General features: G+C 70.7%; 21 protein-coding genes. 12 read left to right on the top strand and 9 right to left on the bottom strand.

The window, feature by feature from the left end; genetic code table 11:
• The coding region (locus tag WA670_RS43265; RefSeq protein WP_336161962.1) for an aldehyde dehydrogenase family protein at positions 1 to 249 on the bottom strand (249 nt) is incomplete at its 3' end.
• A 63-nt stretch (positions 250 to 312) separates the two neighbouring features.
• Positions 313 to 984 carry a GntR family transcriptional regulator gene (locus tag WA670_RS43260; RefSeq protein ID WP_009079497.1) on the bottom strand — a complete coding sequence of 224 codons (672 nt, stop codon included), beginning with the start codon at positions 982 to 984 and terminating at the stop codon, positions 313 to 315.
• 181 nt (positions 985 to 1,165) lie between these two features.
• On the opposite strand from WA670_RS43260, the gene WA670_RS43255 reads away from it, so the two are divergent.
• The 3 genes from WA670_RS43255 to WA670_RS43245 all read left to right on the top strand — a co-directional run bounded on the left by WA670_RS43255 (position 1,166) and on the right by WA670_RS43245 (position 4,181).
• A complete protein-coding gene (locus WA670_RS43255) occupies positions 1,166 to 1,645 on the top strand; it encodes a hypothetical protein (protein ID WP_037815532.1) in 480 nt (159 codons plus the stop codon).
• Between the two features lie 815 nt (positions 1,646 to 2,460).
• Positions 2,461 to 3,384 carry a trypsin-like serine peptidase gene (locus WA670_RS43250; protein ID WP_037815527.1) on the top strand — a complete coding sequence of 308 codons (924 nt, stop codon included), beginning with the start codon at positions 2,461 to 2,463 and terminating at the stop codon, positions 3,382 to 3,384.
• Between the two features lie 38 nt (positions 3,385 to 3,422).
• Positions 3,423 to 4,181 carry a class I SAM-dependent methyltransferase gene (locus tag WA670_RS43245; protein WP_051729105.1) on the top strand — a complete coding sequence of 253 codons (759 nt, stop codon included), beginning with the start codon at positions 3,423 to 3,425 and terminating at the stop codon, positions 4,179 to 4,181.
• 70 nt (positions 4,182 to 4,251) lie between these two features.
• On the opposite strand, the gene WA670_RS43240 is transcribed toward WA670_RS43245, so the two are convergent.
• The 3 genes from WA670_RS43240 to WA670_RS43230 all read right to left on the bottom strand — a co-directional run bounded on the left by WA670_RS43240 (position 4,252) and on the right by WA670_RS43230 (position 8,440).
• Positions 4,252 to 5,067, bottom strand: coding sequence for a hypothetical protein (locus tag WA670_RS43240; RefSeq protein ID WP_037815525.1), 816 nt, complete (start codon positions 5,065 to 5,067; stop codon positions 4,252 to 4,254).
• Between the two features lie 94 nt (positions 5,068 to 5,161).
• Entirely contained in the window at positions 5,162 to 6,688 is a 1,527-nt protein-coding gene (locus tag WA670_RS43235) for a CehA/McbA family metallohydrolase (RefSeq protein ID WP_037815524.1), read from the bottom strand.
• 951 nt (positions 6,689 to 7,639) lie between these two features.
• Positions 7,640 to 8,440 (bottom strand): alpha/beta fold hydrolase, encoded by an 801-nt coding sequence (locus tag WA670_RS43230; protein ID WP_134668113.1) that lies wholly within the window; start codon positions 8,438 to 8,440, stop codon positions 7,640 to 7,642.
• A gap of 457 nt (positions 8,441 to 8,897) precedes the next feature.
• Here WA670_RS43230 and WA670_RS43225 point away from each other — a divergent pair, with 457 nt between their 5' ends.
• On the top strand, positions 8,898 to 9,419 hold the full coding sequence (locus WA670_RS43225) for a 2'-5' RNA ligase family protein (RefSeq protein WP_238605712.1): 522 nt from the start codon (positions 8,898 to 8,900) through the stop codon (positions 9,417 to 9,419).
• Here WA670_RS43225 and WA670_RS43220 read toward each other — a convergent pair.
• From WA670_RS43220 to WA670_RS43210, 3 genes are read right to left on the bottom strand one after another with little or no spacing between them, the layout of a single operon-like run.
• Positions 9,361 to 10,443, bottom strand: coding sequence for a hypothetical protein (locus WA670_RS43220; protein ID WP_336161958.1), 1,083 nt, complete (start codon positions 10,441 to 10,443; stop codon positions 9,361 to 9,363). The genes WA670_RS43225 and WA670_RS43220 overlap by 59 nt on opposite strands.
• 7 nt (positions 10,444 to 10,450) lie before the next feature.
• On the bottom strand, positions 10,451 to 11,059 hold the full coding sequence (locus WA670_RS43215; protein WP_235146665.1) for a hypothetical protein: 609 nt from the start codon (positions 11,057 to 11,059) through the stop codon (positions 10,451 to 10,453).
• Positions 11,056 to 11,499 carry a hypothetical protein gene (locus WA670_RS43210; RefSeq protein WP_037815518.1) on the bottom strand — a complete coding sequence of 148 codons (444 nt, stop codon included), beginning with the start codon at positions 11,497 to 11,499 and terminating at the stop codon, positions 11,056 to 11,058. The genes WA670_RS43215 and WA670_RS43210 overlap by 4 nt, the downstream gene beginning before the upstream one ends.
• A gap of 224 nt (positions 11,500 to 11,723) precedes the next feature.
• Here WA670_RS43210 and WA670_RS43205 point away from each other — a divergent pair, with 224 nt between their 5' ends.
• Together WA670_RS43205 and WA670_RS43200 are read left to right on the top strand one after the other, a co-directional pair.
• A complete protein-coding gene (locus tag WA670_RS43205) occupies positions 11,724 to 12,668 on the top strand; it encodes an NAD-dependent epimerase/dehydratase family protein (protein ID WP_336161956.1) in 945 nt (314 codons plus the stop codon).
• Positions 12,665 to 14,839 carry a glycosyltransferase family 2 protein gene (locus tag WA670_RS43200; RefSeq protein ID WP_134731290.1) on the top strand — a complete coding sequence of 725 codons (2,175 nt, stop codon included), beginning with the start codon at positions 12,665 to 12,667 and terminating at the stop codon, positions 14,837 to 14,839. The genes WA670_RS43205 and WA670_RS43200 overlap by 4 nt, the downstream gene beginning before the upstream one ends.
• Here WA670_RS43200 and WA670_RS43195 read toward each other — a convergent pair.
• Complete coding sequence (locus tag WA670_RS43195) at positions 14,769 to 15,275, bottom strand: GtrA family protein (protein WP_043830087.1); 507 nt, start codon at positions 15,273 to 15,275, stop codon at positions 14,769 to 14,771. The genes WA670_RS43200 and WA670_RS43195 overlap by 71 nt on opposite strands.
• Positions 15,276 to 15,463: 188 nt before the next feature.
• Between WA670_RS43195 and WA670_RS43190 the strand changes: the two genes are divergently transcribed.
• The 6 genes from WA670_RS43190 (at position 15,464) to WA670_RS43165 (ending at position 23,896) form a co-directional block, all read left to right on the top strand.
• Positions 15,464 to 16,621 carry an NAD-dependent epimerase/dehydratase family protein gene (locus WA670_RS43190; protein ID WP_037815513.1) on the top strand — a complete coding sequence of 386 codons (1,158 nt, stop codon included), beginning with the start codon at positions 15,464 to 15,466 and terminating at the stop codon, positions 16,619 to 16,621.
• A 106-nt stretch (positions 16,622 to 16,727) separates the two neighbouring features.
• Positions 16,728 to 18,041, top strand: coding sequence for an SWIM zinc finger family protein (locus WA670_RS43185; RefSeq protein WP_336161955.1), 1,314 nt, complete (start codon positions 16,728 to 16,730; stop codon positions 18,039 to 18,041).
• Positions 18,038 to 19,480 (top strand): DUF5691 domain-containing protein, encoded by a 1,443-nt coding sequence (locus WA670_RS43180; RefSeq protein ID WP_336161954.1) that lies wholly within the window; start codon positions 18,038 to 18,040, stop codon positions 19,478 to 19,480. The genes WA670_RS43185 and WA670_RS43180 overlap by 4 nt, the downstream gene beginning before the upstream one ends.
• On the top strand, positions 19,477 to 20,562 hold the full coding sequence (locus tag WA670_RS43175; protein ID WP_336161953.1) for an ATP-binding protein: 1,086 nt from the start codon (positions 19,477 to 19,479) through the stop codon (positions 20,560 to 20,562). Before WA670_RS43180 ends, WA670_RS43175 begins: the two co-directional genes overlap by 4 nt.
• Complete coding sequence (locus WA670_RS43170; protein WP_336161951.1) at positions 20,559 to 22,739, top strand: DUF5682 family protein; 2,181 nt, start codon at positions 20,559 to 20,561, stop codon at positions 22,737 to 22,739. Before WA670_RS43175 ends, WA670_RS43170 begins: the two co-directional genes overlap by 4 nt.
• Positions 22,736 to 23,896 (top strand): VWA domain-containing protein, encoded by a 1,161-nt coding sequence (locus WA670_RS43165; RefSeq protein WP_238605704.1) that lies wholly within the window; start codon positions 22,736 to 22,738, stop codon positions 23,894 to 23,896. Before WA670_RS43170 ends, WA670_RS43165 begins: the two co-directional genes overlap by 4 nt.
• The last annotated feature ends 89 nt before the right edge of the window (positions 23,897 to 23,985 follow it).

Here is a 23,985-nt window from a genome sequence, read left to right as displayed (position 1 = left end):
CTCTTCCGCCCGCTTGGCAAGGCCGTCGTGCAGCTTCCGCAGCAGTTCGCGGCGGTCGGCCCGGCTGGTCTCCGCCCACGCCGGGAACGCCTCGCGCGCCGCCCGGACCGCCCGGTCGACGTCCGCGGCCGTGCCCTCCGGAATGTGCGCCTGGACCTGCTCGGTGGCCGGGTTTTCCACCGGGATCGAAGCTCCGCCGTCCGAGCGGACCCATTCGCCGCCGATGTACAGCACGTCGCGCTCAGCCACCGAGTCTCCTTCGCCCTGGGTTCTGTCCCTCGGGCCGGATTCTATAGAAAACGCTCCGGCTGTCTAGTGCGCCGCGAGCACGCCCTGCGCCGCGAGGAAGTCGACCAGCAGGTCCCCGGCCTCGCGGATGTGCGCCGCCATCGCTTCCCGCGCCGCTTCCGGCTTGCGCTCGTTCAACGCGGCGAGCACCCGATCGTGGTCGTCGCGCGCGAGCAGCGGCCAGCCGGGAATGTCCGCGTACGCCGAGAACGGCACGTACCGGAGGGTCAACGACAGCATCCACGTGAACTTCGGCGCGGCAGCCGCGTGATTCACCATGCGGTGCAACGCGAAATCGGCCCGCTCGGTCGCGTCGAGGTCGCCTTCGCGCACGGTCTTCTCGATCTCGCGCTGGAGGTCGTCCAGCCGCGCCAGCCCCGCCGGATCGAACGCTTCCGCCGCCCGCGCGGCCAGCTCGCCGGAGACGTAGGCCTGCATCGCGTACACGTCGACGACGTCCCGGCGCGTCACCGGGATCACCCGGAATCCGCGCCCTGGACGGAAATCCACCATGCCCTCGCCCGCGAGCGCCATCAACGCTTCGCGCACCGGTGTCGCACTGACGCCGAGCCGCTCCGCGAGATGCTCGGTGCGCAGCCGCTCGCCGCCGCGGACCGCGCCGGTCAGGATCAGGTCGCGCACCTGCTTGGCGACCCGCGGACTCAGCCGTTCGCGCGCTTCTCCGGCCACTGTCACGAAAACTCCCCGCCAGCGTTGGATTTCCCGCTATCGTAGCCTTTCCCCACCAGTGTGACCCCCGTCACTTTTCGTGCCGGAGAGAACCTGCGGAGGGGGTCGCGGCGACTACCCGGACGAACCCCATAACCCGGGGTGAACCGCAGTGTCCTCAATGGACATACCGAGGGAGGGAACCCGAATGTCAGCGAAGTCTTCCATCCTGCGCCACGGCCGCCTTGTCGCAGGCACGGCACTGGCCGCAGCCGTCATCGCAGGCGGCACGATCGGCGTCGCGGCGGCCGCCACCAGCGATCATCCAGCCGCGCCTGTCGCTGCTGCCGCGCCTGCCGCTGTCGCCCAGCCGCCCGCCGCCGAACAGCCGCCGGAGGGCGCCCGGGCAACCGTGAAGGTCGACCCGAACCCCGCCGCTCCCGGCGGAGAAGTCACGATCACCGGCAACTGCGGCGGAGGAAAGGGCCTGAAGAAGGTGATCGGCGGCTACCCAGGCCACCAGATCCTCAAGGACCTCAAGATCGTCGACCCGAACCCGGACGCCTTCAAGGCAACAGCGAAACTCACGACGAAGATCGGCAACGGAGTAGGCCCAGTCATGGTCGACTGCGACGGAGAAGCAGGCGTGACCCTGCTGGTCACCCACACCCCGCCGGCGGGTGAGTGACCATGCCGATCCGCGGCACGCGAGTAACCCGCTTCGGCTCGGAGGCGGTGTCGCCTAGGTAGGCGCCCGACTTCGTCAGATCGAAGTCGTGGGCACGCTGTTGCCGGTCCGGCCGGTGGCCAACGCCCGGACCGGCAACAGCCGCCGACTCGACGCAAATCGAGTGGGTGACCGGAGACCGCACGGGCTCGACCATGCGGCCGTCCCGCAGGCTGCCTGCCCAGCAGGTGACCGGCCAGTCCCCCAGGCTGGCCGGTCGCCCGGGGCCGAGGGCAGCGCGCCCGCCGGTACCGCCGCATACAGCCTGTATGACCTGCCAGCCCACCAGACTGGCCGGTCACCCCGCGAACCCGGGCATCCCCAACCACAGCCAGGCCACATCCCGCGGCGCTGCCCGCATGACCGCCAGACCACCAAACTCGCCGATCACCCCACGAACCCGGGCAACCCCAACCACAGCCAGGCCGCAACCCGCGGCGCTGCCCGCATGACCGCCAGACCACCAAACTCGCCGATCACCCCACGAACCCGGGCAACCCCAACCTCAACCAGGCCACATCCCGCGGCGCTGACCACATGACCCGCCAGCCCACCAAGCTGGCCGTTCATGCCGCACCCGACACCGATGCGGGTGTCGAGAAGGCACCTCCCAGCGCTCGCCAACCCCCCGCGCACCACCCCCGCGAGGGTGGAAAATCCCGGCCTCCCCCGACCCGAAATCCCCCTGCTGTGAGCGGATGTGCGAGCGCTGTGAGGTTGCTGTGCATCCGGCCGCACAGGATGCCCGGCGAGCGTCGGCATGGTCATCTTGAAGCGTGAGAGTCAACGTTTCCCGCACAGCGCTGATCGTCTGCGCGGCGGCCGCGATCGTCGCGACCGGCGGCGCCAACGCCGTCGTCGACACCGCTGACGTCACCGGTCCGGCCGCCCAGCCGAGCGGCACGGGCACCCCGGCCGTCGCGACCGGCGGCGATTCCCGCGGTACGGGGACGAGCACCTCCTCCAGCAACACGCCAGCAACCGCCGATTCCCCCGGCACCGGGACAAGCACCTCGTCCAGCGGCACCCCCGCAACCGCCGATTCTCCGAGCACGGGGGCGAATACTTCCCGCAGCAACACCGCAACGGCCAGCCCGGCAGTCGGCGCGTTGTTCTCCGGCGGCAACCACTTCTGCTCGGCCAGCGTGGTGCACAGCCCCACCGGCGACCTGCTCCTCACCGCCGCGCACTGCATCGGCGGCGACGTCTCCGGCATCACCTTCAAACCCGGCTACCACGACGGCATCGCCCCGTACGGCACCTGGCAGGTCACCGCCGCGGTCGTCGCCGACGGGTGGAAGTCCTCGTCCGACCAGGACCTCGACTTTGCGTTCCTCAAGGTCGCCCAGCCCGGTTCCGCCAGCCTCGAAAGCCTCACCGGCGCGAACCAGCTCGGCACGAACCAAGGCTTCTCCCACACGATCACCCTCACCGGCTACCCGGACGGCACCGAGCAACCCGTCGTCTGCACGGGCACCACCACCCAGTCCGACACCTACCAGCAACGCGTCGCCTGCCCTGGCTTCCCCGACGGCACCAGCGGCGGCCCCTGGGTCATCAACCAGGACCCGAACACCGGAACCGGTACCGTCATCGGTGCCATCGGCGGCTACCAGACCGGCGGCGCCACCCCGGACGTCTCCTACAGCGCCTACTTCGACGACGACATCGCCCAGCTTTACCGCTCAGCGATCAGCTGACCCGGACAGCGACGGAAAACAGGCTCAGGAGGACTGCGGTGAGTTCCGGATCGGGACCGTCGGCGGAGGACTTCGACGAGTGGTACTCGAACATGCTGGACAGCCCCGCCCGCGACGAGATCCCCCAGCGGCATCTGGGCCTGCCGCCGCGGCTGCTGTCGAGCAGTCTGCTCTCCTGGGACGGCATCGCGGAAGTCGTCGAGGCGCTGCGGCTCGCGCCCGGCGACCGGCTGCTGGACCTGGCGTGCGGGCGCGGCGGATACGGCCTCGAGATCGCATCCCGGACCGGGGCGCGGTTGATCGGTGTCGACTTCTCGCGGGCGGCGATCGAGCAGGCTCGGACCTTGGCTCGGCAGTTCGATTCCGTGGACGCGGAGTTCCAGGTGGGCGACCTTGCCGACACGGCCTTACCAGCGGAGTCGGTCGACGCGGTCGTGTGCGTCGACGCGATCCAGTTCCGGGCGACCGCCGAGACGTTTGACGAGATACGCCGGGTGCTCCGTCCGGGCGGACGCGTCGCGCTGACGACCTGGGAGGCTGTCGACCGCGCGGACGAGCGCGTCTCGGCACGAATCCGGGCAGTCGACACCGAAGCCGGACTCGTCGGCGCGGGCTTCGCGAACGTTGTGGTCCGGGATCGTCCGCAGTGGCGGGCCGCGGAGCGCGCGATGTGGGAAGCGGCTGCGGCGCTCGACCCTGGCGACGACGCTGCCCTGCGCTCCCTCCACGACGAAGGCGTCCACGTGCTGTCCGCTTTCGATCTGAGGCGCAGAGTCCTCGCGACCGCGGACGGCTAAGGCTCGAAGCCGAACGACCCGGCGACAAACTCGCCACGGTCACGTCGAATTTGCCCGTCAGCGCACCCGATCAGCTTGAGCTGGGCGGCGCGGCCGGAGCCTGATGCAGCGAGAGATTCTGCCCCGCCTTCTCGTCCGGAGCCCACGCCCCGGCCTCCGCGGTCCACGTCTGACCGGCGAAGCTCACCCGGTCCACGCCCAGCTTCGCCGCGCGGGCCACGAGCCAGCTCGCGATCCGCCAGCCCTCCGCGGACGGGTGCGCGCCGCTCAAGCGCGCCGTGCCGAGTTCGGCGTTCGCGACGGTCACCAGGTTCGCCGGCGGGTTCAGCGTGAGGTTCCGGCAGGTCAGCGCCGCGGGGTACTGGCCGGTCAGCGCTCCGGTCAGCGCGGTGGCCTCGTCTTCCCACTGGGCGTACGCGTCGGGAGCGCCGGAGCGCTGCACCGCCTGTGCCGCTTCGGTGATCGGAATCGTCTGCCAGTTGTCGAGTTTCGCGAGTTTCTTGTAGAACTCCGTCGCCGAGTAGACCGGGTCCTGGAGCTGGTCGGGCGTGCCCCAGCCTTGGCTCGGGCGCTGCTGGAACAGGCCGATCGAATCCCGGTCGCCGCCGCTCAGGTTGCGGAGCTTCGACTCTTGCAGGGCAGTCGCGAGGGCGACCGTCACCGCGTGCGAGGGCAGCCCCTGCTTGATCCCGACGGCGGCAATGATCGCGGCGTTGTTCATGGGTTCCGGTTGCAGCGTGTACTGCGGCGCGGAAGCGTCGTTCGGCCCCTTCGGCAACGCGACCGTGCAGCCAGGGGTCTTCACCTCGTCACTGCTCGAGAACATGACCACCACGACGACCACCGCCGCGAGCGCCACGACGACCGCCAAGATCGCCGCTCGCACGCCACACCCGCGCACCCGTGCCCGCCCTTCCCCACTGCCCACTTTAAGTGCACAGTCTGCCCGGGCGTCCGGGTCGCGGGACGCTCGGGTCGGGTCAGCCGGCGTCGGCGGCGCCCAGGAAGATCGGGTTCGACATGGCGACCATGGCGTTCGGCGTGGTCGTCTTCGGACTGCCCGACGAACGCCGCACCTCGACGCGGACCCAGCGGCTGTAGCGCGGGTACGTCGTCCACGTGACGGTCGCGGTGCCGGATTCCGGGACGGTCTCGCTGTGCTCCGGGCCGAGCTGGTCGAGGAACGTCACGGTCGTGCCGGGAACTCCCCGAACGACCGCGCGCACCTCGATCGGCGTGCCGATGCCCGCGACGAGCCGTCCGCCGATACCTGCGCTGCGGCCCGCTCCGGACACGGAGAAGTCGAGCTGCACGTCCTTCGACTCGGCGAGCCACGAACGCCCTGCCTTGAGCCCGGCGAGCAGTTCGGCCCGGCCCAGCCGGTCCGCCTGGACGACCGTGTGCGGGAGCGCGACGGTCTGGTCCGGGTTGTGCGCGTCGGAATCGCCGATCGCCGGGATCCACCGGCCGCCGCGCAGCAGACCGTCCCAGTGCGTGACGCTCGCTTCGTCGTCCGCGGTCCACGGGCCGTTCCATACCTCGACGAGGTCGGCGATCTCGTACGCGAATTCGTAGGTGCAGCCGAAACAATTCGCGAATGGGTGCGCGGCCGTGACCAGACCGCCCGCCCGGTGGACCTGGTCGGTGAACCGGCGGAAGTCGCGCGGGTCGGAAGCGCGGTAGCGCCAGTCGATCCACGTGCCTGCCGGGACGCCGATCGCGGGCCAGTGCCCGGACCGCGTGGTGACCTCTTCGCCGTTCAGGATCAGCAGGTCGTCGGTGGCGTAATTGCCCCACACCAGCTGCGAACTGGACGTGTTGTGGTCGGTGGACACGATGAAGTCCAGGCCGGCCGCGCGGGCATCCGCGACCAGTTGCTCGGGCGTGCGCTTGCCGTCGGAGTGGACGGTGTGCAGGTGGGAGTCGCCGCGATACCAGGAACGGCCGCGGTCGCGCGCGGGCGCGGTCTCCGGCGCCGGGTTCGGCTGGAACGGCTTCGCGGTGTCGCGGCCGAAGGTCAGCGTGATGTCGACGCGGTAGTTCAGCCCCTGCGGCGCGACCGTGTACGGACCGAGAATCACGTGCCAGCGGCCAGGCGTGATCGGCCCGGCGAGGTACCCGGGAGTTGCTTCGGCAGCACTGATCGAGAACCGGTCGCGGAAGCCGCCGGACCAGCCGCGGAAGCCGCGGCGGGTGCCCAGTTCGTGCCCCTCCGGCCCGAACATCCCGATGTCGCAAGCATTTCCGCGCGTCCCCGCGGGCACCGACGGCTTGTCATAGGAGTAGACGACGTCGATCTGCTTCACGCCGCGCGGCACGTCGACCGGGAGGTAGTACCAGTCGGGCACGTCCGGCCGAAAGGTGCCGGTGACGGTCTTCGTCTGCTGCCCGGCACCGGGCGCGGGCGCCGCGAACGAGACGCCCGGCACCATGCTCATCGCCGCCCCCGCCGCGACGACGCCTCCGGCCCGGAACAGGTTGCGCCGGTTGAGTTCCCCAGTGGACATGGCTTACCTCCGCAGCAATGAAGTCGCGCCGACGCTAGCCCTCGAAGCCACCCCCTTCAACGACGCTGCGGTGAACACTGGGCGACTCGCCTCGGCTGCTAGGGATCGCCGCGTTGAGCCGCGCATCCGGCCGACGACGGGCGAGAGTGGTTGCCACGCACCGGATCGTGGAGCGGGACCGGAACATTCGCTGATTCGCTTCGCCCGGCACCGACCCAGCACCACATCGACCCGCGTCACGCGACGCAGGACGACATTCCGCGCGCGGAACAGCAGAGCAGCTGACTGCCGTCGCACAGCGAGCCGCGCACGGCAGCTCGGCTCATGCAGCATCGCCCGAGGGCCCCAGCAAACCGCGCACCGTACGACGCAGGACCACTTGCCGAACCGGGAAAGCCGAGCCGCACCTGAACACCCGCCAACGCACAGCGACTCGCCCGGCACCACACGAACCCACGCACCGCACGACGCAGCACCGCCCATCACACCGCGAACAGCACCCGACCACCGCCCAGCACGCAGCGACTCGCCACGCCCGCGCACCAACCCGGCACCACACCACGCCGCGCACCACGCAACGCAGCACCGCCCGCCGCACCCGGGAACAGCCGAGCCGCACCCGACCACCCGCCACCGCAAAGCGACTCGCCCGGCACCACACGAACCGCGCACCGCCACGACGCAACATCGCTCACCACACCGCGAACAGCACCCAATCACCGCACAGCACGCAGCGATTCGCCACCCCCGGCGCACCACACCACACCGCGCACCACGTGACGCAACGGCACAACCTTGCGCAGGAAAAAGCCGAGCAGCACCCGACCGCGCGCCACCACCCAGCGCTCAGCAAGTCGCCACGCCCGGCACCGACCTGGCACCACGCTAAACCGCGCACCACACGCCGCAGGAACAGCCGGGCCCCTCAGCCAGCAAGCACCCCACCCACCCTCACGTCACCGCACCACTCCCCTCCTCGACCCGGTCCAGCCATTCGTCCATCAGCGCCTCGAACAACACCGGCTGCTCGAACTGCAGGTTGTGCCCCGCCCGGTCGAGCACCGCGTAACTCGCCCGCGGATAGTGCCCCAGCAATCCGTACAACTCAGCGAATCCCGTAGACGCGTCCTGCCGACCGCACACGATCAGCGACGGTTTCCGGTACACCGGACCGCTTTCCGGATCGACCGACAGCTTCCAGCCCGTCAGCATCCGCTGCAGCGCGGCCCGGTCAGCGGCCGCCAGACCAGGCGCGACGTCCGCGCGGAAGCGCGCCAGCGTCTCCTCGGACTGGACCACTGCCATCTCCCCGTACTCCGCCGCCTCCACCGGATCGAGACTCGCCAGCAGGTCCGGGTCGGCGCGCAGCACCTCGTGCTCCGGCACGTCCCGCTCCAGCACCGGCACCGGGCGGCCGACGGGGCACACCAGCGCCAGCCCCGCGACCTGCTCGGGCCGCGCCCGCGTGAGCCCGCGCGCCAGATAGCCGCCGTACGACTCGCCGACCAGCAGGAACGGCTCGTTCCCGATCAGGTCGTCCACCAGGTCCGCCAGCCCCGCCACCAGGTCGTCCGACCCGCGCGCGGACCCGGCGGGCGACTCGCCCATGCCGGGCAGATCCGGGTAGATCCGCCGGAATCCGGGCCGCCGCGCGAAGACCGGCTCGAGGCAGCCGGTCATCAGGCGGTGGTCCGGCATCCAGCCGTGGACGGCCAGCACCGGCGTGCCGGAACCGTGTTCGACGTAATGCATGTTCCCTCCCTGTTCGCCGGCCACCGTTGTACCGCACGGCACCGACAATTCCGGGACTCCGGCGGCCGGGAGGAGGCGGCGCCGGCCGCCGGGCGGCAATTCCGGGGGAATTCTCCGGAAAGTCAGCCGCGGGAGCTGATCAATTCTCTTTCGGGTGCCGGCCGGCCCGGGGCGGGACGGCGCGGAACACAAGCCAGCAGAAGGAAACCTGCCACGACGCCCAGGAGCACGTGGCCGGTGACGGCGCACAATCCGCACAATGCGGTCCATAGGACGATCTTCATCCACCGAGTGTAGGACCGCCGGGAATCGCCGTCGGCGGACTTGGGGAAGACTTAGGGTTCGGTTAAGCGGAATTCACCGGAAGAAGCAGAAAAGAAAGGGTTGCCTTTCCTTTACGCCGGGAAGCGGGGCCCTTGCGGTGCGACGGCGCGGGCGGTCCGGCAGGATCGGGGCCGTGCCCACGCCCGGAACCAGCGCGCTCGTCGTCACGCTCCCGTCCGCCGCCGTCCTGCTCGAAACCGCCGCGGCCGTCGACCCCGGACTCGTCCGTCCCGGTCTTCCGCCGCACGTCACGGCCCTGTACCCGTTCCTGCCCGCCGAAAGGCTCACCGAACAGACCGACGCCGACGTCACACACCTCGCCGCGAGCTTCCCCGTAACGGATGTGCAGCTCACCGACCTCGTCCTCGCACCCGGATTCGTCGCAGCGGCCGCCCCGGCGCTCCAGCCCCTCGCCGACGCCGTGTGCGATCACTGGCCCGACGTGCCCCCGTACGGCGGACGCTTCGGAGCGCACCCGCCAGCGCACCTGACGATCGCCCTTGGCGGCACCGACGACCAGCGCGCCGAGGTCGCCGAACGTGCGCGAGCAGCGCTGCCGCTCACCGCCCGGGCGGACACGCTGCACCTCGTCGTGCTCACGGAGCAGGGTTGGCAGCTCCGGCTGTCGGCTCCGCTCGGAACTCCTGCGCGATAGCCCGCAGCCGAGCCACCTCAGCCGCGAACGCGGTCTCCTGGGGCAGCACCGGCGGCTCCGCGGACTGGTCAAGCACCGGCTCAGAACTGCGCAGCACCCGCACAGCCGCGCTCGGCGACAACTCAGGCCCGACCCCGGACAGCAGCAGTCCGTCGTTGATCTCGCTCATCATCGTCAGCAGCCGCTCCCGGCCGGTCCCCGACGCGTCGTCGAGCCGGACGACATCCGGGTACCGGGAAGCCAGGTGCTCCCGCAGCGGCCGGAGCACCGCCCGCGTCCGCGCGTCGCGCACCGCCCGGCCCACCGCGGGCCACGCAGGCACCGTCAGCCCCACCACGACCAGCAGCACCGATACCGCTGGGAAGCCGACCGCGAGCGTGCACGGAACCGTCGAAAACGCGCCGCGGCACAGCTTCGTGACTGGATGCTCCGTGGTCAGATCACCGATCAGGCCGACGATCTTGCCGATCAGATAAGCGAAAGCGAACACACAGGCCAGCAACATGATGCCCAGCCCGGCCCGCAGCGCACCCGTACCCGCGCGCACCGCCCCGGCCGACACCACGGCGATGTCCGCCACCGCCAAACCCAGGTACAGCGTGTAGACGACGATGTACACGACCAGTGTCGGATTCGACCGGTACAGCTCGTCGAAGAGCCCGACGCCCGTCGGAAGCCCGCGCGTCGCGAAGAACGACGCAGTGAGCACGACGAGCGCGACAATCAACGCCCCGAGCCGCGCGCGCCGCCGACGCTCTGCCACGCCACCGATCTCCGCGACAGTCACTTCAATGCCGTACGCGGCCACCATCGTCGCGAGGTTCGACAGCAGCCGCCCCAGGCTCGGGTACAGCTGACTCTCGATCGCCTGCGCACTGTCGGCGAGCAAGCACAACGCGACGCCGAGGGCGATCAGGCTGGTCGCGAGGCCCGCGCCAGCACCGGTCCGCCGTGCTCGCACCGCGCGCCAGATCCCGACCGCGACGGCGAGCAGGCCGACGCCGAAGAACAAAACGTCGATCATCCGCGCACTACCCGAGCAGCGACGCGAAGCGCCGCGCGCGCTCCGCTGCCGGGCCGGAAGCGCCTGGCCGCAGCTGCGCACCGCTCTCGGTGGCGGCGCTCATCAGGAACACGGCAATGAGCTCCGCTTCGTACTCGTCGGAATTCGTGGTGACGCGGGTGAGCAGATGCGACAGCAGGTGCGCGCTGAGATCCGGCGCGAGCGTCGCCGCTTCGGCGTCGGTGAGCACGCATTCGCCGCGGTGCTCGCACAGCAGGTGCGCGATTTCGTGGGCGATGATGTGGTCCTGGTGCAGCGACGACGTGCCCGCCGCGTACGCGATGAGGTCGAAGTCGTCGTGCCGCTGCCACGCGCCGGAGGGCTGGCCGGGCGCGTAGTCGACCGCGACCAGGTCGATGTCGCGGCCGCGGTGCCGTTCCAGCCGGTCGATCCACGCGTTCATCGACCACGGCCGCGGGGCGGGCACGTGCCGCAGCAGGTCGCGCACCCGGTCGCGGGCGCGCGCTCGCACGGTCGGGTCGATGTCCCCTCCCGAGGCGATCGGCGGCTGGACCAGCCTGGTGCACCAGGGGGTCCCCGGCGCTCCGGCCGCCGCCAGCATAGCCGCCCGGCTCACTCCGGCTTGCGTCCGCGCCGGGTGCGGTCGCGCCCCTCGGCGTAGCTGCCGAGCTGGTCCATCAGGGCGGAAACGGTCCGCCGGTCGCGCTCGGACAGCCGCATCGCGCGCTGCGCCAGGTCGCGGGCCTGGGTGTCGCGCCAGGCGACCACGTCGGCGACCTGCTCGTCGACCCGGCCGGCGACCTCGTCGTCGAAGAAGTAGGTGACCGGCACGCCGAAGAACCGCGCGAGCGCCTGGATGTGCGACCGCTTCGGGTCGCGCCGCGCGCCCACGGCGAGCTGCTGGACGTGCGTGGCCGACATGCTGACGCCGGTCACGTCCGCGACGCCCTGGGCGATCTCGCGGTAGGAGTAGGGCTTGCGGTCCGGCGGATGCACGGTCGCGATCAGGTGCGCCAGACGTTCCGCGAAGCTGCGCTCCCCCGCCTGCTCGGCCATGCCGCCCCCATCACCGTTCCGTCTCCGTAACAGCGACCAGCATAACCGTCCCGAAAACTTGACACCAGCCGTCCCGTTCCGGCTACACTCGCCCCGCGCATCGTTTAGAAAACTAAACACCGGGATCCGCGTGCGGTCGCTGGGGGTGCCCGCACGCGGTCCCGCGCTCGCGCGGGCGAGGGACGCACAAGTGACGCACAGACTGCGGAGGTAGGTTGTGCGCCATGACACTCCCCCACAGTCCCGAAAGGACACCCGTCGTCGTCACCGGCGGCAGCGGTTTCATCGGCCGCGCTGTCGTGCGCGAGTTCCGTGAGCGCGGCTATCCGGTCACTGTCGTGGACCGCGTGCGCTACGAGACGACGGACGAGGGAGTGCGCGTCGTCGTCGGAGATCTGCGTGCCGCCGAAACGCGCGAAGCAGCTGTCGAGGCAGGCGTCGGCGGGATCGTGCACCTTGCTGCGCTGACGTCCGTGCTGAAGTCCGTAGAGCTGCCGCGCGACACGTACGCGGAGAACGTTGCGGTGACACAAGAACTTCTCGAGCTGTGTCGCGTACGCGAGGTGCCGCGCTTCATTCTCGCGTCCACGAACGCAGTGATCGGCGATGTCGGCACTAACACCATCACGGTCGACCTGCCCACGAAGCCGCTTACGCCATACGGTGCCACGAAAGCGGCCTGCGAGATGCTGCTGTCGGGTTACGCGGGCGCGTACGGCATCACGACGTGCGCGCTGCGCTTCACCAACGTGTACGGGCCTGGCATGTCGCATAAAGACAGCTTCGTGCCGCGCATGATGCGTGCGGCGTTGAATAATGAAGGCGTGCGGGTGTACGGCACCGGCGAGCAACGTCGGGACCTCGTGAATGTAGACGACGTCGTGCGCGCGATCGTGCTCGCCTACGAAAGCGGCTACACCGGTCGCGCGATCGTCGGCGCCGGACGTTCGGTGTCCGTGCTGGAAATGGTCGAGACCGTGCGCGCGGTGACCGGGGCCGAGTTGCCGATCGAGCACGTGCCCGCGCCCGCCGGGGAGATGCCGGCGGTGGTCGTGGACGTCTCGGCGAGCGCGGAAACCATCGGCTACCGCCCGGAAATCACCCTCGCCGACGGTCTCGCCACCGCGTGGAAGTACTTCTCCGGACTGGACCGGGCCGAGGCGCCGTGACCGGATTCCTCCGGCGCCACGCGTTCCTGCTGGTGCTCCTCGCCGCGGGAACCACGCTGCGGGTGCTGTCCTGGATCGCCTACCGGCCCGCGCTGCTGTACATCGATTCCTTCCGCTACCTGGACAATCTGCAGGGCCTGCGCGCCGACGGGATCAACCCGGTCGGCTACGACCTGCTGCTGAAACCGCTGCTCGCGGTCGGCGGACTGTCGTTCGTCGCCGCCGTGCAGCACCTGGCCGGACTGGCGATCGCGGTCGGCATCTACGCGCTGGCCCGGCGGCTCGGCGCGCGCAACTGGGTGGGCGCGCTGGCCGCCGCGCCCCTGCTGCTCGACGCCTACCAGGTGCAGATCGAGCAGAACATCATGGCCGAGGTGCTGTTCGAGGCACTGCTGTTCGGGCTGCTGTGGCTGGTGCTGGCCAAGGGAAAACCGAACTGGCGGCGGATCGCGCTGGCCGGGCTCGTGGTCGGGTTCGGCGTGCTGGTGCGGCTGATCGGCGTCACGATCGCCGTGCCGTTCCTGCTCTACGTGCTCGCCGCGGGCAGCGCGTGGCGTTCGTGGCGCGGCTGGCGCGACGCCGGGGTCGGCTTGCTCGCGATCCTCGTCGTGGTGGTCCCGTACGCGGCGAAAGTCAAGGCGGAGACCGGAAACTGGGGCTTGAGCGGGCCGTCCGGCAGCATGCTCTACGGCCGGACCGCCGCGGTCGCGGACTGCGCGAAACTCCAGCTCGACCCGGTCGTGCGGCAGTTCTGTCCCACCGAACCGGTCGAGAACCGGCTGGTCGACAACTACACGCACGCCGACCTCGACCCGGCGTGGCCCGGCCCGCTGCCGCCCGGCGCGGACAAGGGCGTGCTGGCGCACGAATTCGCGATGACCGCGCTGAAAGCGCAGTGGTGGGACGTCGCGACGTCGATCCTCGGCGACTTCGGGAAGAGCTTCCAGTTCACCCGCTACACCGCGCCCACCGACGTGCCGATCGACCGGTGGCAGTTCCAGCTGACCTATCCGGAGTTCGCCGATCCCGCCGCGGTCAAGGCGGTCACCCAGCAGTACGACAGCACGGATCCCCAGGTCAACGAGCCGATCGCGGCGTTCCTGCGCGACTACCAGATCAACGGCGGGTTCGTGCCCGGCGCGGTGCTCGGGTTCTTCGCGCTGCTCGGCCTGCTGACCGTGCTGCGGCGCAAGAAACCCCGGCACCCTGCGCGCAGCGGGGCGTTGTTCGCTGCGGGCACTGGGTTGTTCCTGCTGTTCGGGTCCGCGGTGTTCGAGTTTTCCTGGCGCTACCAGCTTCCCGCGCTCGTGCTGTTGCCAGTCGCGGGTGCGCTCGGGTTCACGACGCTCACTGTGGCGAGCCGTCGCCGTCTCGGCAGTTATCCCGACTCTGTCGACGAAGGCGCGATCAAGGACTTCCACGACCGGCATCCCGGCGCGAAGCTGTCCGAACTGACCGTAGTGATCGCCGCGTACAACGAAGCCGGCGGCATCGGACAAGTGCTGGAGAAGATGCCGGACGAATGTCTCGGGCTGCCGGTAGACGTCCTGGTGGTCGTAGACGGCGGTACGGACAACACTGCGGCCATCGCGGAAGACCATGGCGCGTACGTGTGCGTCGCGCCGACTAACCGCGGCCAGGGCGCCGCGCTACGCCTCGGGTACCACCTTGCGGCCGAGAACGGCGCGAAGTACATCGTCACCACCGACGGCGACGGTCAGTACGACAACAGCGAAATGGCCGAGTTGCTCGCACCGCTGCTGGACGGCACTGCCGATTTCGTGACCGGCTCCCGGCGTTTGGGCCACGAAGAGGCCGACAGCCGGATGCGCTGGATCGGCGTGCGCGTGTTCGCGTGGCTCGCGTCTGTGCTCACCTGGCGGCGGATCACCGACACGTCGTTCGGATTCCGTTCGCTGCGCGCGGAACTGGCGTGCGCGATCCCGCTCAACGAACCGCAGTACCAGTCGTCGGAACTGCTGCTGGGCGCGACCGCGCAAGGCGCGCGCGTGCTCGAACGGCCGATGAGCATGCGACTGCGCAAGGCGGGCAAGAGCAAGAAGGGCGGCAGCGTCGTGTACGGCGCGAACTACGCGCGGGTCATGACAGGGACGTGGTGGCGCGGGTACGTGCTGCGCCGCGGTCGAAAACGAACCGGTCGAGCATCGTGAACTTCGCGACGAACACCAGCGCGTAGCTGAGCACGTACGCCGCGTCGAGCAGGACGACCCACCAGAAGTGCGGCAGGTGCAACGGCGCGAGCAGGTGGCCGGCGAGCGTCGTCAGGCCCACCGAGGCGAGGCCGCCGAGCGAGATGACGAGGACGTAGGGCAGCAGCTCGCGGACGGGTTCGGGACGGCCGCGGCGGCCCCACACCCAGCGCCGGGTGAGGAAGAAGTTCAGCACCGCCCCGGCCGCGAACGCGCACGCGCTGGCCAGCCATGGGGCCCCGCCCGCGGCGAGCACCGCGATCAGCGCGGCCTGGCTGAGCAGCGTGGCGGCCACCGAACTGGCGGCCGCGCGGACGAACCTGGCCAGGCCGCGGCGGCGCGGCTCGGGCGATTCTTCCGTCGTGCGCGGGTTCGCCGGGTTGGTTACCGTCGTCATAGTCCCAGTCTCCCCTCGGGCCGCCGGCTCCGCCGCGCGACCCCCCGGCCCACAGCGGATTCACAGCTGACTGCCAGCCGAACATCAGCGGCGGGCGATTAGGTTCGGATCTGCCACCGCGACATCCGGGCGTCGTGTACAACGAAAGGCCGTGCCTGTCGCGAAAACGAAAGGAAAGGGTGCTCCGGATGCGAGTGCTGGTTCTCGGCGGTGACGGCTACCTAGGCTGGCCCACTGCGCTCCACTTGTCGGACAAAGGCCACGAAGTGGCTGTTCTGGACAACTTCGCGCGGCGGCAGTACGACGTCGAGCTCGGCGCCGAGAGCCTCGTCCCCATCGAAGACCTGAGCACCCGCGTCGACGCGTGGCACGAGGTGTCCGGGAAGCGCATCACGAGCTACGAAGGCGACCTGCTCGACGCGGAATTCCTCTTCGACGCGGTGCGCGATTTCCGCCCCGCGGCGATCGTGCACTTCGCCGAGCAGCGGTCCGCGCCGTATTCGATGATCGACCGCGAGCACGCCGTCTACACGCAGCACAACAACGTGGTCGGCAACCTCAACCTGCTCTACGCGATCGCCGAGATCGACCCGGACATCCACCTGGTCAAGCTGGGAACGATGGGCGAGTACGGGACCCCGAACATCGACATCGAGGAAGGCTGGCTCGAGGTCGAGCACAACGGCCGCCGCGACCGGATGCTGTACCCGAAGAAGCCGGGCTCGTTCTACCACCTGTCGAAGGTGCACGACTCGCACAACATCGAGTTCGCCTGCCGGATCTGGGAACTGCGCGCGACCGACCTCAACCAGGGCGTCGTGTACGGCCAGCAGACGCCGCAGACCGCGCTCGACCCGCGCCTGGCCACGCGGTTCGACTACGACGCGGTGTTCGGCACGGTGCTCAACCGGTTCGTCATCCAGGCCGTGCTGGGGCAGCCGCTCACGGTGTACGGCAAGGGCGGGCAGACGCGCGGGCTGATCGACATCCGCGACACCGTCGAGTGCATCCGGCTGGCCGTGGAGAATCCGGCCGGGCGCGGCGAGTTCCGGGTCTTCAACCAGATGACCGAGAGCATGTCGGTGCGGGAGATCGCCGAACTCGTCGCCGACCGCTTCCCCGGGCCGGTGCAGATCGAGAACCTGGACAACCCGCGGGTGGAGCAGCCCGAGCACTACTACAACGTCAAGCACACCGGGCTGGTCGGGCTGGGGCTGGAGCCGCATCTGCTGTCGGACACGCTGATCGAGTCGATGTTCGACATCGTCGGCGCGAACAAGCACCGGGTGAACGACGACCGGCTGCGGCCCACGGTGCGCTGGCGCGGGGCGGTCGAATCCTCCTGATTTCCGCTGCTCTCCCCCGCCGCCCGCGGAAATTGTCGGTGGCGGGTGGGATGCTCTTCGAGTCAGCCCCCGAGGGGGGAAGAACTGGAAGAGCGGCAAGGAAAACGTGGGGGACGAAGCAGCGGCGCGGTGGAGCCCGGAGCGGGTGCTCGAACTCGCTCCGGACGCCGCGTCGGCGAAAGCCGGGCGCGGGCAGGCGGCGCCGGCGAAGTGGTCGGACGCGGGCGCGTCCGCCCGTGCGGTCTGGGGCGCGTGCCAAGGCAGCGGGAAGCGGCCGTACCAGACGACGGTGGAAACGGCCGGGCCCGCGTTCCGGTGCACCTGCCCGAGCCGGAAGTTCCCGTGCAAGCACGCGCTGGGGTTGCTGCTGCTCTGGGCCGACGGCCAGGTCCCCCGCGCGGAGGAGCCCGGATGGGTGCACCCGTGGCTGGACGAACGGGCCGCGCGCGCGGAGCGGGCCGAGAAGAAGACGGACGCGCCGAAGGATCTCGAAGCTGCGGCGAAGCGGGCGCAGGAACGGCTCGCGCGGGTCACCTCCGGAGCCGCTGAGCTGCGCGGATGGCTTGCCGACCGGGTGTCCGCCGGGTTCGCGGCGTTCGAACGCGGCGGCGCCGACGAGCTGTACACGGTCGCCTCGCGCATGGTCGACGCGCAAGCTCCCGGGCTGGCGAACGGCCTGCGCCGGGCGGCGGCGCTGGTCGGCCGCGGCCGGGACTGGCCGGATCGGCTGCTGGCCGAGTTGTCGCTGGTGTACGTGCTCGCGGACGCGGCGAGCAGGCTGGAGTCGCTGCCCGCCGGGCTCGCCGACACCGTCCGGACCCGGCTCGGGTTCTCGGTGAGCAACGCGCAAGTGCTGGAGTCCGGCGAACGGGTGCCGGACCAATGGCTGGTCACCGGCGCGATCGACGAGGAGCAGGAGTCGCTGCGCAGCAGGCGCACGTGGCTGCGGGGCAAACGCAGCGGCCGGCACGCGCTGGTGCTGTCGTTCGCTCCGCCCGGGCGTCCGCTGGACAGTTCGCTGCCGCCGGGATACGTCGTCGCGGGCGAGCTGGTGTTCCACCCGGGTGCGGTGCCGCTGCGGGCGGTGTTCGACCACCGGGAGGAACCCGTCGCTCCGGAAAGCGGGCCGGTGGGCGGGACCTTCGCTGCCGCGCTGGCCGAACACGCCGCCGCGCTCGCGGCTGATCCTTGGCTGGACCGGTGGCCGGTGCTGGTGAGCGATCTTCGTCCGGCGCGGCACGGGGAGGAATGGGCACTGTCCGATGTGGACGGTGCAGCGCTGCCTCTGGTTCCGTCCGTGGATCCGTGGCCGCTGCTGGCGCTCGCGGCCGAGCGGCCGGTCACGGTGGCCGCGGAGTGGACGACAGCGGGGCTGCGGCCGTTGAGCTGCTGGCATCGCGACGGGATGGTGCGACTGTGACTGCCTGGAACGATCTCGTCAGCACCGTCTTGCTCGGCACCCGCCGCCGGATCCTCGACCCCGCCGGATTACCGCCCGGGGTAACGGAAATCGCCGGACACCGCAGGGAGCCCGCCGACCAAGCGCTCGTCGCGGCGGCGGCGTACACCGGCTATCGGCGCGCCGGGCAGCGACCGCTCGCCGGCATCGAACCCGAACCCGCCGCGGCGGAGGACACCCGTCCGTTCATCCCGAACGTGGCGCGGGCGCGGCTCGGGCACCTGCTCTCCGCGAACCGGCCGGAGCTGGTCGAGGAATGGCTCGCCACGGTGGCGCACAAGGGATTCCGCGTTCCGGCCGAGCGGCTGCCCGCGTTGGCCGACGCGGCACGGACCCGGGTGTCGCTGCGGGCGCCGCTCGCGACGGTCGCCGGGCCGGTCGGCGCATGGCTCGGCGAGCGGAACCCGGATTGGGCGTTCCTGGTCGCCGCCGACGACGACACCAGCGACGACGCCTGGCAGTTCGGCACCGCCGCGCGTCGGCAGGCCTGGCTGGAACGCGTGCTCGCCGCCGATCCTGCCCGCGCGCGGGAGACGCTCGCCGCGGCTTGGGGGAACGAACCGGCCGACGTCCGGGCGACGTTCCTGGCTCTGCTCGGCGAGCACCTCACCGAGGAGGACGAGCCGTTCGTCGAAGCCGCGCTCGGCGACCGGGCGGCCGGGGTGCGCGAGATCGCGCTGCGGCTGATCGGCCGGTACCCCGATTCGGCCTCCGGCGAGCGAATGATCGAACGGCTGCGCGCCTGCGTCACCGTACGCAGCCGTGCGCTGCGGGCCGACGTCCTCGAATTCACCCCGCCCGAACCGGACGACAGCCTGATCCGCGACGGCATCCGCGTCCCGGCCGGGCCCGGGCAGGGCACCGCCCGGCTGCGCGCGATCATCGCCGCCACTCCCCTGCGGTTCTGGGCCGAGTACGGCACCCCGGGCGAACTGGCCGGGATGCTCGTCGAAGGCCCGCCGCTGAACGTGGTGCGCGAAAGCTGGGCCACCGCCGCGCTCCGGCAACGCGACGAGCAATGGGCGCAAGCCCTCGTGGAAGCCGAACCCGGCGGGCGCAGCACCGCCGCGCTCATCGGCGTGCTGTCGCCCGAACAACAGGCCGCCACGGTCGCGAAGCTGACCCGCGGCCTGCCGGTCGAGGCCTTGACCCGGCTCATCCTCGACCTGCCGCAGCCGTGGCCCGCCGCGCTCGGCACGGTGCTGCTCGACTGGGTAGCCGGGCAGCGCGACCACCGGCTGGTCGCGCACGCGGCCGCGCTGATCGCGAAAGCCGTGCCCGTCGCCTGCCTCGGCCACCCGCTGGCCGAGATCCCGCTTCCCGGCGAGGCCGCCCCGTGGCGGCGCGCAGTCGCCGAAACCCTGTCCTTCCGCCGTGAAATGCACAAGGAGCTCGCATGACGTCCCCCGTCCTCCGGCCGCACGCCGAACAGGAATACGCCGACGAACTGGCCGCTCTCGCCGCGGCCGACGACCGGGCGAAACCGCCGTCGTGGCGGCTGTCCCCGTGGGCGGTGGTCACCTACCTGCTCGGCGGGAAACTCGACGACGGCACCGAGATCAGCCCGAAGTACGTCGGCCCGCGGCGGCTGATCGAGGTCGCGGTCGCCACCCTCGCCACCGACCGCGCGCTGCTGCTGCTCGGCGTGCCGGGCACGGCGAAGACCTGGGTGTCCGAACACCTCGCGGCGGCGATCAGCGGGGACTCCACGCTGCTCGTCCAGGGCACCGCGGGCACCGCCGAGGAGCAGATCCGCTACGGCTGGAACTACGCGCGGCTCATCGCCGAAGGGCCGAGCGACCGGGCGCTGGTCGAAAGCCCGATCCTGCGGGCGATGCGCGACGGCAAGGTCGCGCGGCTCGAGGAACTCACCCGGATCCCGGCGGACGTGCAGGACTCGCTCATCACGATCCTGTCCGAGAAGACGCTGCCGATCCCCGAGCTGGGCTCCGAGGTGCAGGCCCGGCCCGGGTTCACGCTGGTGGCCACGGCGAACAACCGGGACAAGGGCGTCAACGAGCTGTCGAGCGCGCTGCGGCGGCGGTTCAACACCGTCGTGCTGCCGCTGCCGGACACCGCCGAAGCCGAGGTGGACATCGTCCGGCGGCGGGTCGGTCAGCTCGGCGCCGCGCTGTCGCTGCCCGCCGAAGCCGCCGATCTCGCCGAAATCCGCCGGGTGGTCACGGTGTTCCGCGAGTTGCGGGCCGGCCGCACCGAGGACGGCCGCACTGCGGTCAAAACCCCGTCGGGCACGCTCTCGACGGCCGAGGCGATCAGCGTGCTCACCGGCGGTCTCGCGCTGGCCGCCCACTTCGGCGACGGCGTGCTGCGCGCGCAGGACGTCGCGGCGGGGATTCACGGTGCGGTGGTGAAGGATCCGGTCGCGGACAGCGCGATCTGGAGCGAGTACCTGGAGACCGTGGTGCGCGAGCGGGAAGGCTGGGCCGACTTCTACCGGGCAGGCCAGGAGATCGCCGGATGACCACTCACCTCCTCGGGATCAGGCACCACGGTCCCGGTTCGGCGCGGGCGGTCGCCGCCCGGCTCGCCGAACTGGAACCGGACGTGGTGCTGATCGAGGGACCGCCGGAAGCGGACCAGCTCGTCGATCTCGCCGCGGACGACGGCATGCGTCCGCCGGTGGCGCTGCTGGCGTACGCGTCCGACGACGTGTCGCGCGCGGCGTTCTGGCCGTTCGCGGTGTTCAGCCCGGAATGGCAGGCCCTGCGGTACGCCGCCGCGGCTGGTGTTCCGGTGAAGTTCTGCGATCTCCCCGCGGCACACCAGTTCGCGCTCGGCGAGGAACGGACCGCACCGCGCACCGACCCGCTCGCGGAGCTCGCCGCAGCGGGCGGGTACGACGATCCGGAACGCTGGTGGGACGACTTCGTCGAATCCCGCCGTGGCGAGGAATCGCCGTTCGAGGTGATCGCCGACGCGATGACCGCGCTGCGCGAGGGCGACCGGCCGGACGATCCGCACGAGCAGCGGCGCGAGGCGTACATGCGGAACGTGCTGCGCAAGACGCGGAAGGAAGGCTACGAACGGATCGCCGTGGTGTGCGGGGCCTGGCACGTGCCCGCGCTGGCCGATCCGCTGCCGCCCGCGTCCAAGGACCAGGCTGTCCTCAAAGGACTCCCGAAGCGGAAGGTCGTGTGCACGTGGGTGCCGTGGACGCACGGCAGGCTCGCGTCGGTCACCGGCTACGGCGCGGGCGTCCGCTCTCCCGGCTGGTACCACCACCTGTTCAGCACCTCCGTCGACGTCACCACCCGGTGGCTCACCGCCGTCGCCGGGGTGCTGCGCGAAGAAGACCTGCCGGTCTCCACCGCGCACGTGATCGAAGCGGTGCGGCTGGCCGACACGCTGGCCGCCCTGCGCGGCCGGTCGTCCGCCGGACTGGCCGAGGTCGACGCCGCCACCCGCGCGGTCCTGTGCGGAGGCGACGACGTCCAGGCCGACCTGGTCACGCGACGGCTCGTGGTCGGCGAACTGCTCGGCGAGGTCCCGGACCACGTGCCGCAAGCGCCATTGGCCGCCGACCTGATCGCCACCGCCCGGCGGCTCCGGCTCAAACGCGAACCTCAAGCGCGGGAACTGGATCTGGACCTGCGCACCCCCGGCGGTCTCGACCGCTCGCGCCTGCTGCACCGCCTGCAGATCCTCGGCATCCCCTGGGGCGAGCCGGAACTGTCCTCGGTGCGCAACAAGGGCACCTTCCGCGAGACCTGGACCTTGTGCTGGGAACCAGGGTTCGAGGTCGACCTGGTCGCAGCCGCGGTCCACGGCACCACCGTGCCCGCCGCCGCCACCGCGGTCGTGCGCGAAACCGTCGCCGAATCTCCGCCGCTCGCCGACATCACCGCCGCGGTAGAACGCTGCCTCCTCGCCGACCTGGGCGACGCCCTGCCGGAAACCCTCGCCGCTCTGGACACCCGCGCCGCCGCCGACGCGGACGTCGCGCACCTCATGACCGCGCTGCCTCCGCTGGCGCGGGCAACCCGCTACGGCGACGTCCGCGGCACCGACACCGCGCAATTGCAAGAAGTCGCCGACCGAATCCTCACCCGGGTCTGCGCCGGCCTTCCGCCCGCCGTGCACGGGATCGACGAGGAAGCCGCCGCACAGTTCTGCGAACTCATCGACGACGTCCACGAAGCCACCGACCTCCTCGGCGACGCCGCCCGCGACCGCTGGTTCACCGCACTGGCCCGCCTCGCCACCCGCGACGCCCTGCCCCCGCTGCTGGCAGGCCGCATCGTGCGCCTGCTGCACGACGCCGACCTGCTGGACGGCGCGGAGGTCGAACTCCGGCTGAGCCGCATGCTCACCCCCGGCATCGTCCCCACCGACGGCGCGGCCTACGTCGAAGGCTTCTTCTCCGGCGGCGCGCTCCTGCTGGTGCACGACGAACGCATGCTGCGCGTAGTCGACACCTGGCTGACCTCGATCCCGCCCGAGGTCTTCACCGAGGTGCTTCCCTTGCTGCGCCGCACTTTCGGTGCCTTCGCCAGTCCGGAAAAACGCGCGATCGGCGAACGCGCCGCCACCCTGTCCGGCACTCGCCGGGTCGAGCCGGCGCTCGCCGAAGACCTGGACGAGATCCGCGCCGCAGCCGCCCTGCCGGTCTTCGCCACCCTCCTGGGAGCCGCCCCGTGACCACCGACCCCGAACGCCTCCGTCGCTGGCGCCTAGTGCTGGGCGGAGATTCCGACGGCACCGGCCACGCACTGTCCGAAGGGGACACCGGCGTCGACAACGTGCTGGCCGCCCTCTACGACGAGCGCCCCAAAAACTCCCGCAGCAGCGGCGACCGCAGCGGCGGCCTGCAAGCCTCCGCACCACGAGTCGCGCGCTGGCTCGGCGACATCCGGAAGTACTTCCCCGGCTCCGTAGTCCAAGTCATGCAACGCGACGCCGTAGACCGCTTGGGCATAACCCGGATGCTGCTGGAACCGGAACTGCTCAGCGCCGTGGAACCGGACGTCCACCTGGTCGGCACCCTGTTGTCCCTCAACAACGTCCTGCCCGAGGAGACGAAGGAAACCGCACGCACCGTCGTACGCAAAGTCGTCACCGAGCTGGAGGAACGCCTAGCCGAACGCACCCGAGCAGCAGTCCGCGGTGCACTGGACCGTGCCGCCCGCACCCAACGCCCCCGAGGCGCGGACATCGACTGGGACCGCACCGTCCGCCGGAACCTGAAGCACTACTCCCCCAAGCTGAAAACCATTGTGCCCGAACAGCTTTTCGGCTTCGGCCGCCGAGAACAAAGCGTCCGCCGCGACGTGATCCTCGCGGTCGACCAGTCCGGCTCAATGGCAGAATCCGTGGTGTACTCAGGCGTTTTCGGCGCGGCGCTGGCCTCGATGCGCGCCCTGAGCACGAAATTCGTCGCGTTCGACACGGCGGTCGCCGACCTGTCCGACCACCTGGACGACCCGGTCGACGTCCTCTTCGGCACCCAACTAGGCGGCGGCACCGACATCAACCGCGCATTGGCGTACTGCCAAGGACTCGTGGAACGCCCCGAACAAACCCTCCTGGTGCTGATCAGCGACCTGTACGAAGGCGGATTACGAGACGATCTGCTGCGCCGAGTCGCAGACCTGGTGGGATCCGGAGTGCAAGTGGTCACGCTGCTGGCACTGTCGGACTCGGGAGCGCCGTTCTACGACCACGAGAACGCGGCCGCGCTCAGCGAACTGGGGGTGCCCGCTTTCGCCTGCACGCCAGACCTTTTCCCGGATCTGATGGCCGCCGCACTCCGAAGGGAGGACTTGTCCCGATGGGCCGCCTCGGCGACCGCTCAATGACCCGGCGCGCCTAGCCTCTTCCGCCGGGAACGGTTCGGCGAGCGCGGGCTAGGGAGCGAACCCCCGCTCGCTGGTCCGTCCAGCCCAGC

The sequence above is a fragment of the Amycolatopsis sp. VC5-11 genome (assembly GCF_037034185.1).
GTDB classification, from domain to species: domain Bacteria; phylum Actinomycetota; class Actinomycetes; order Mycobacteriales; family Pseudonocardiaceae; genus Amycolatopsis; species Amycolatopsis nivea.
Note: the sequence above shows the minus strand (reverse complement) of the source record. Positions and strands in the feature narration are given on the sequence as shown.

Coding starts and splice junctions, on each gene's coding strand:
- WA670_RS43255 (WP_037815532.1), top strand. CDS start 1,166: ATGTCAGCGAAGTCTTCCATCCTGCGCCACGGCCGCCTTGTCGCAGGC.
- WA670_RS43235 (WP_037815524.1), bottom strand. CDS start 6,688: ATGTCCACTGGGGAACTCAACCGGCGCAACCTGTTCCGGGCCGGAGGC.
- WA670_RS43230 (WP_134668113.1), bottom strand. CDS start 8,440: ATGCATTACGTCGAACACGGTTCCGGCACGCCGGTGCTGGCCGTCCAC.
- WA670_RS43220 (WP_336161958.1), bottom strand. CDS start 10,443: ATGATCGACGTTTTGTTCTTCGGCGTCGGCCTGCTCGCCGTCGCGGTC.
- WA670_RS43210 (WP_037815518.1), bottom strand. CDS start 11,499: ATGGCCGAGCAGGCGGGGGAGCGCAGCTTCGCGGAACGTCTGGCGCAC.
- WA670_RS43205 (WP_336161956.1), top strand. CDS start 11,724: ATGACACTCCCCCACAGTCCCGAAAGGACACCCGTCGTCGTCACCGGC.
- WA670_RS43195 (WP_043830087.1), bottom strand. CDS start 15,275: ATGACGACGGTAACCAACCCGGCGAACCCGCGCACGACGGAAGAATCG.
- WA670_RS43190 (WP_037815513.1), top strand. CDS start 15,464: ATGCGAGTGCTGGTTCTCGGCGGTGACGGCTACCTAGGCTGGCCCACT.
- WA670_RS43175 (WP_336161953.1), top strand. CDS start 19,477: ATGACGTCCCCCGTCCTCCGGCCGCACGCCGAACAGGAATACGCCGAC.
- WA670_RS43170 (WP_336161951.1), top strand. CDS start 20,559: ATGACCACTCACCTCCTCGGGATCAGGCACCACGGTCCCGGTTCGGCG.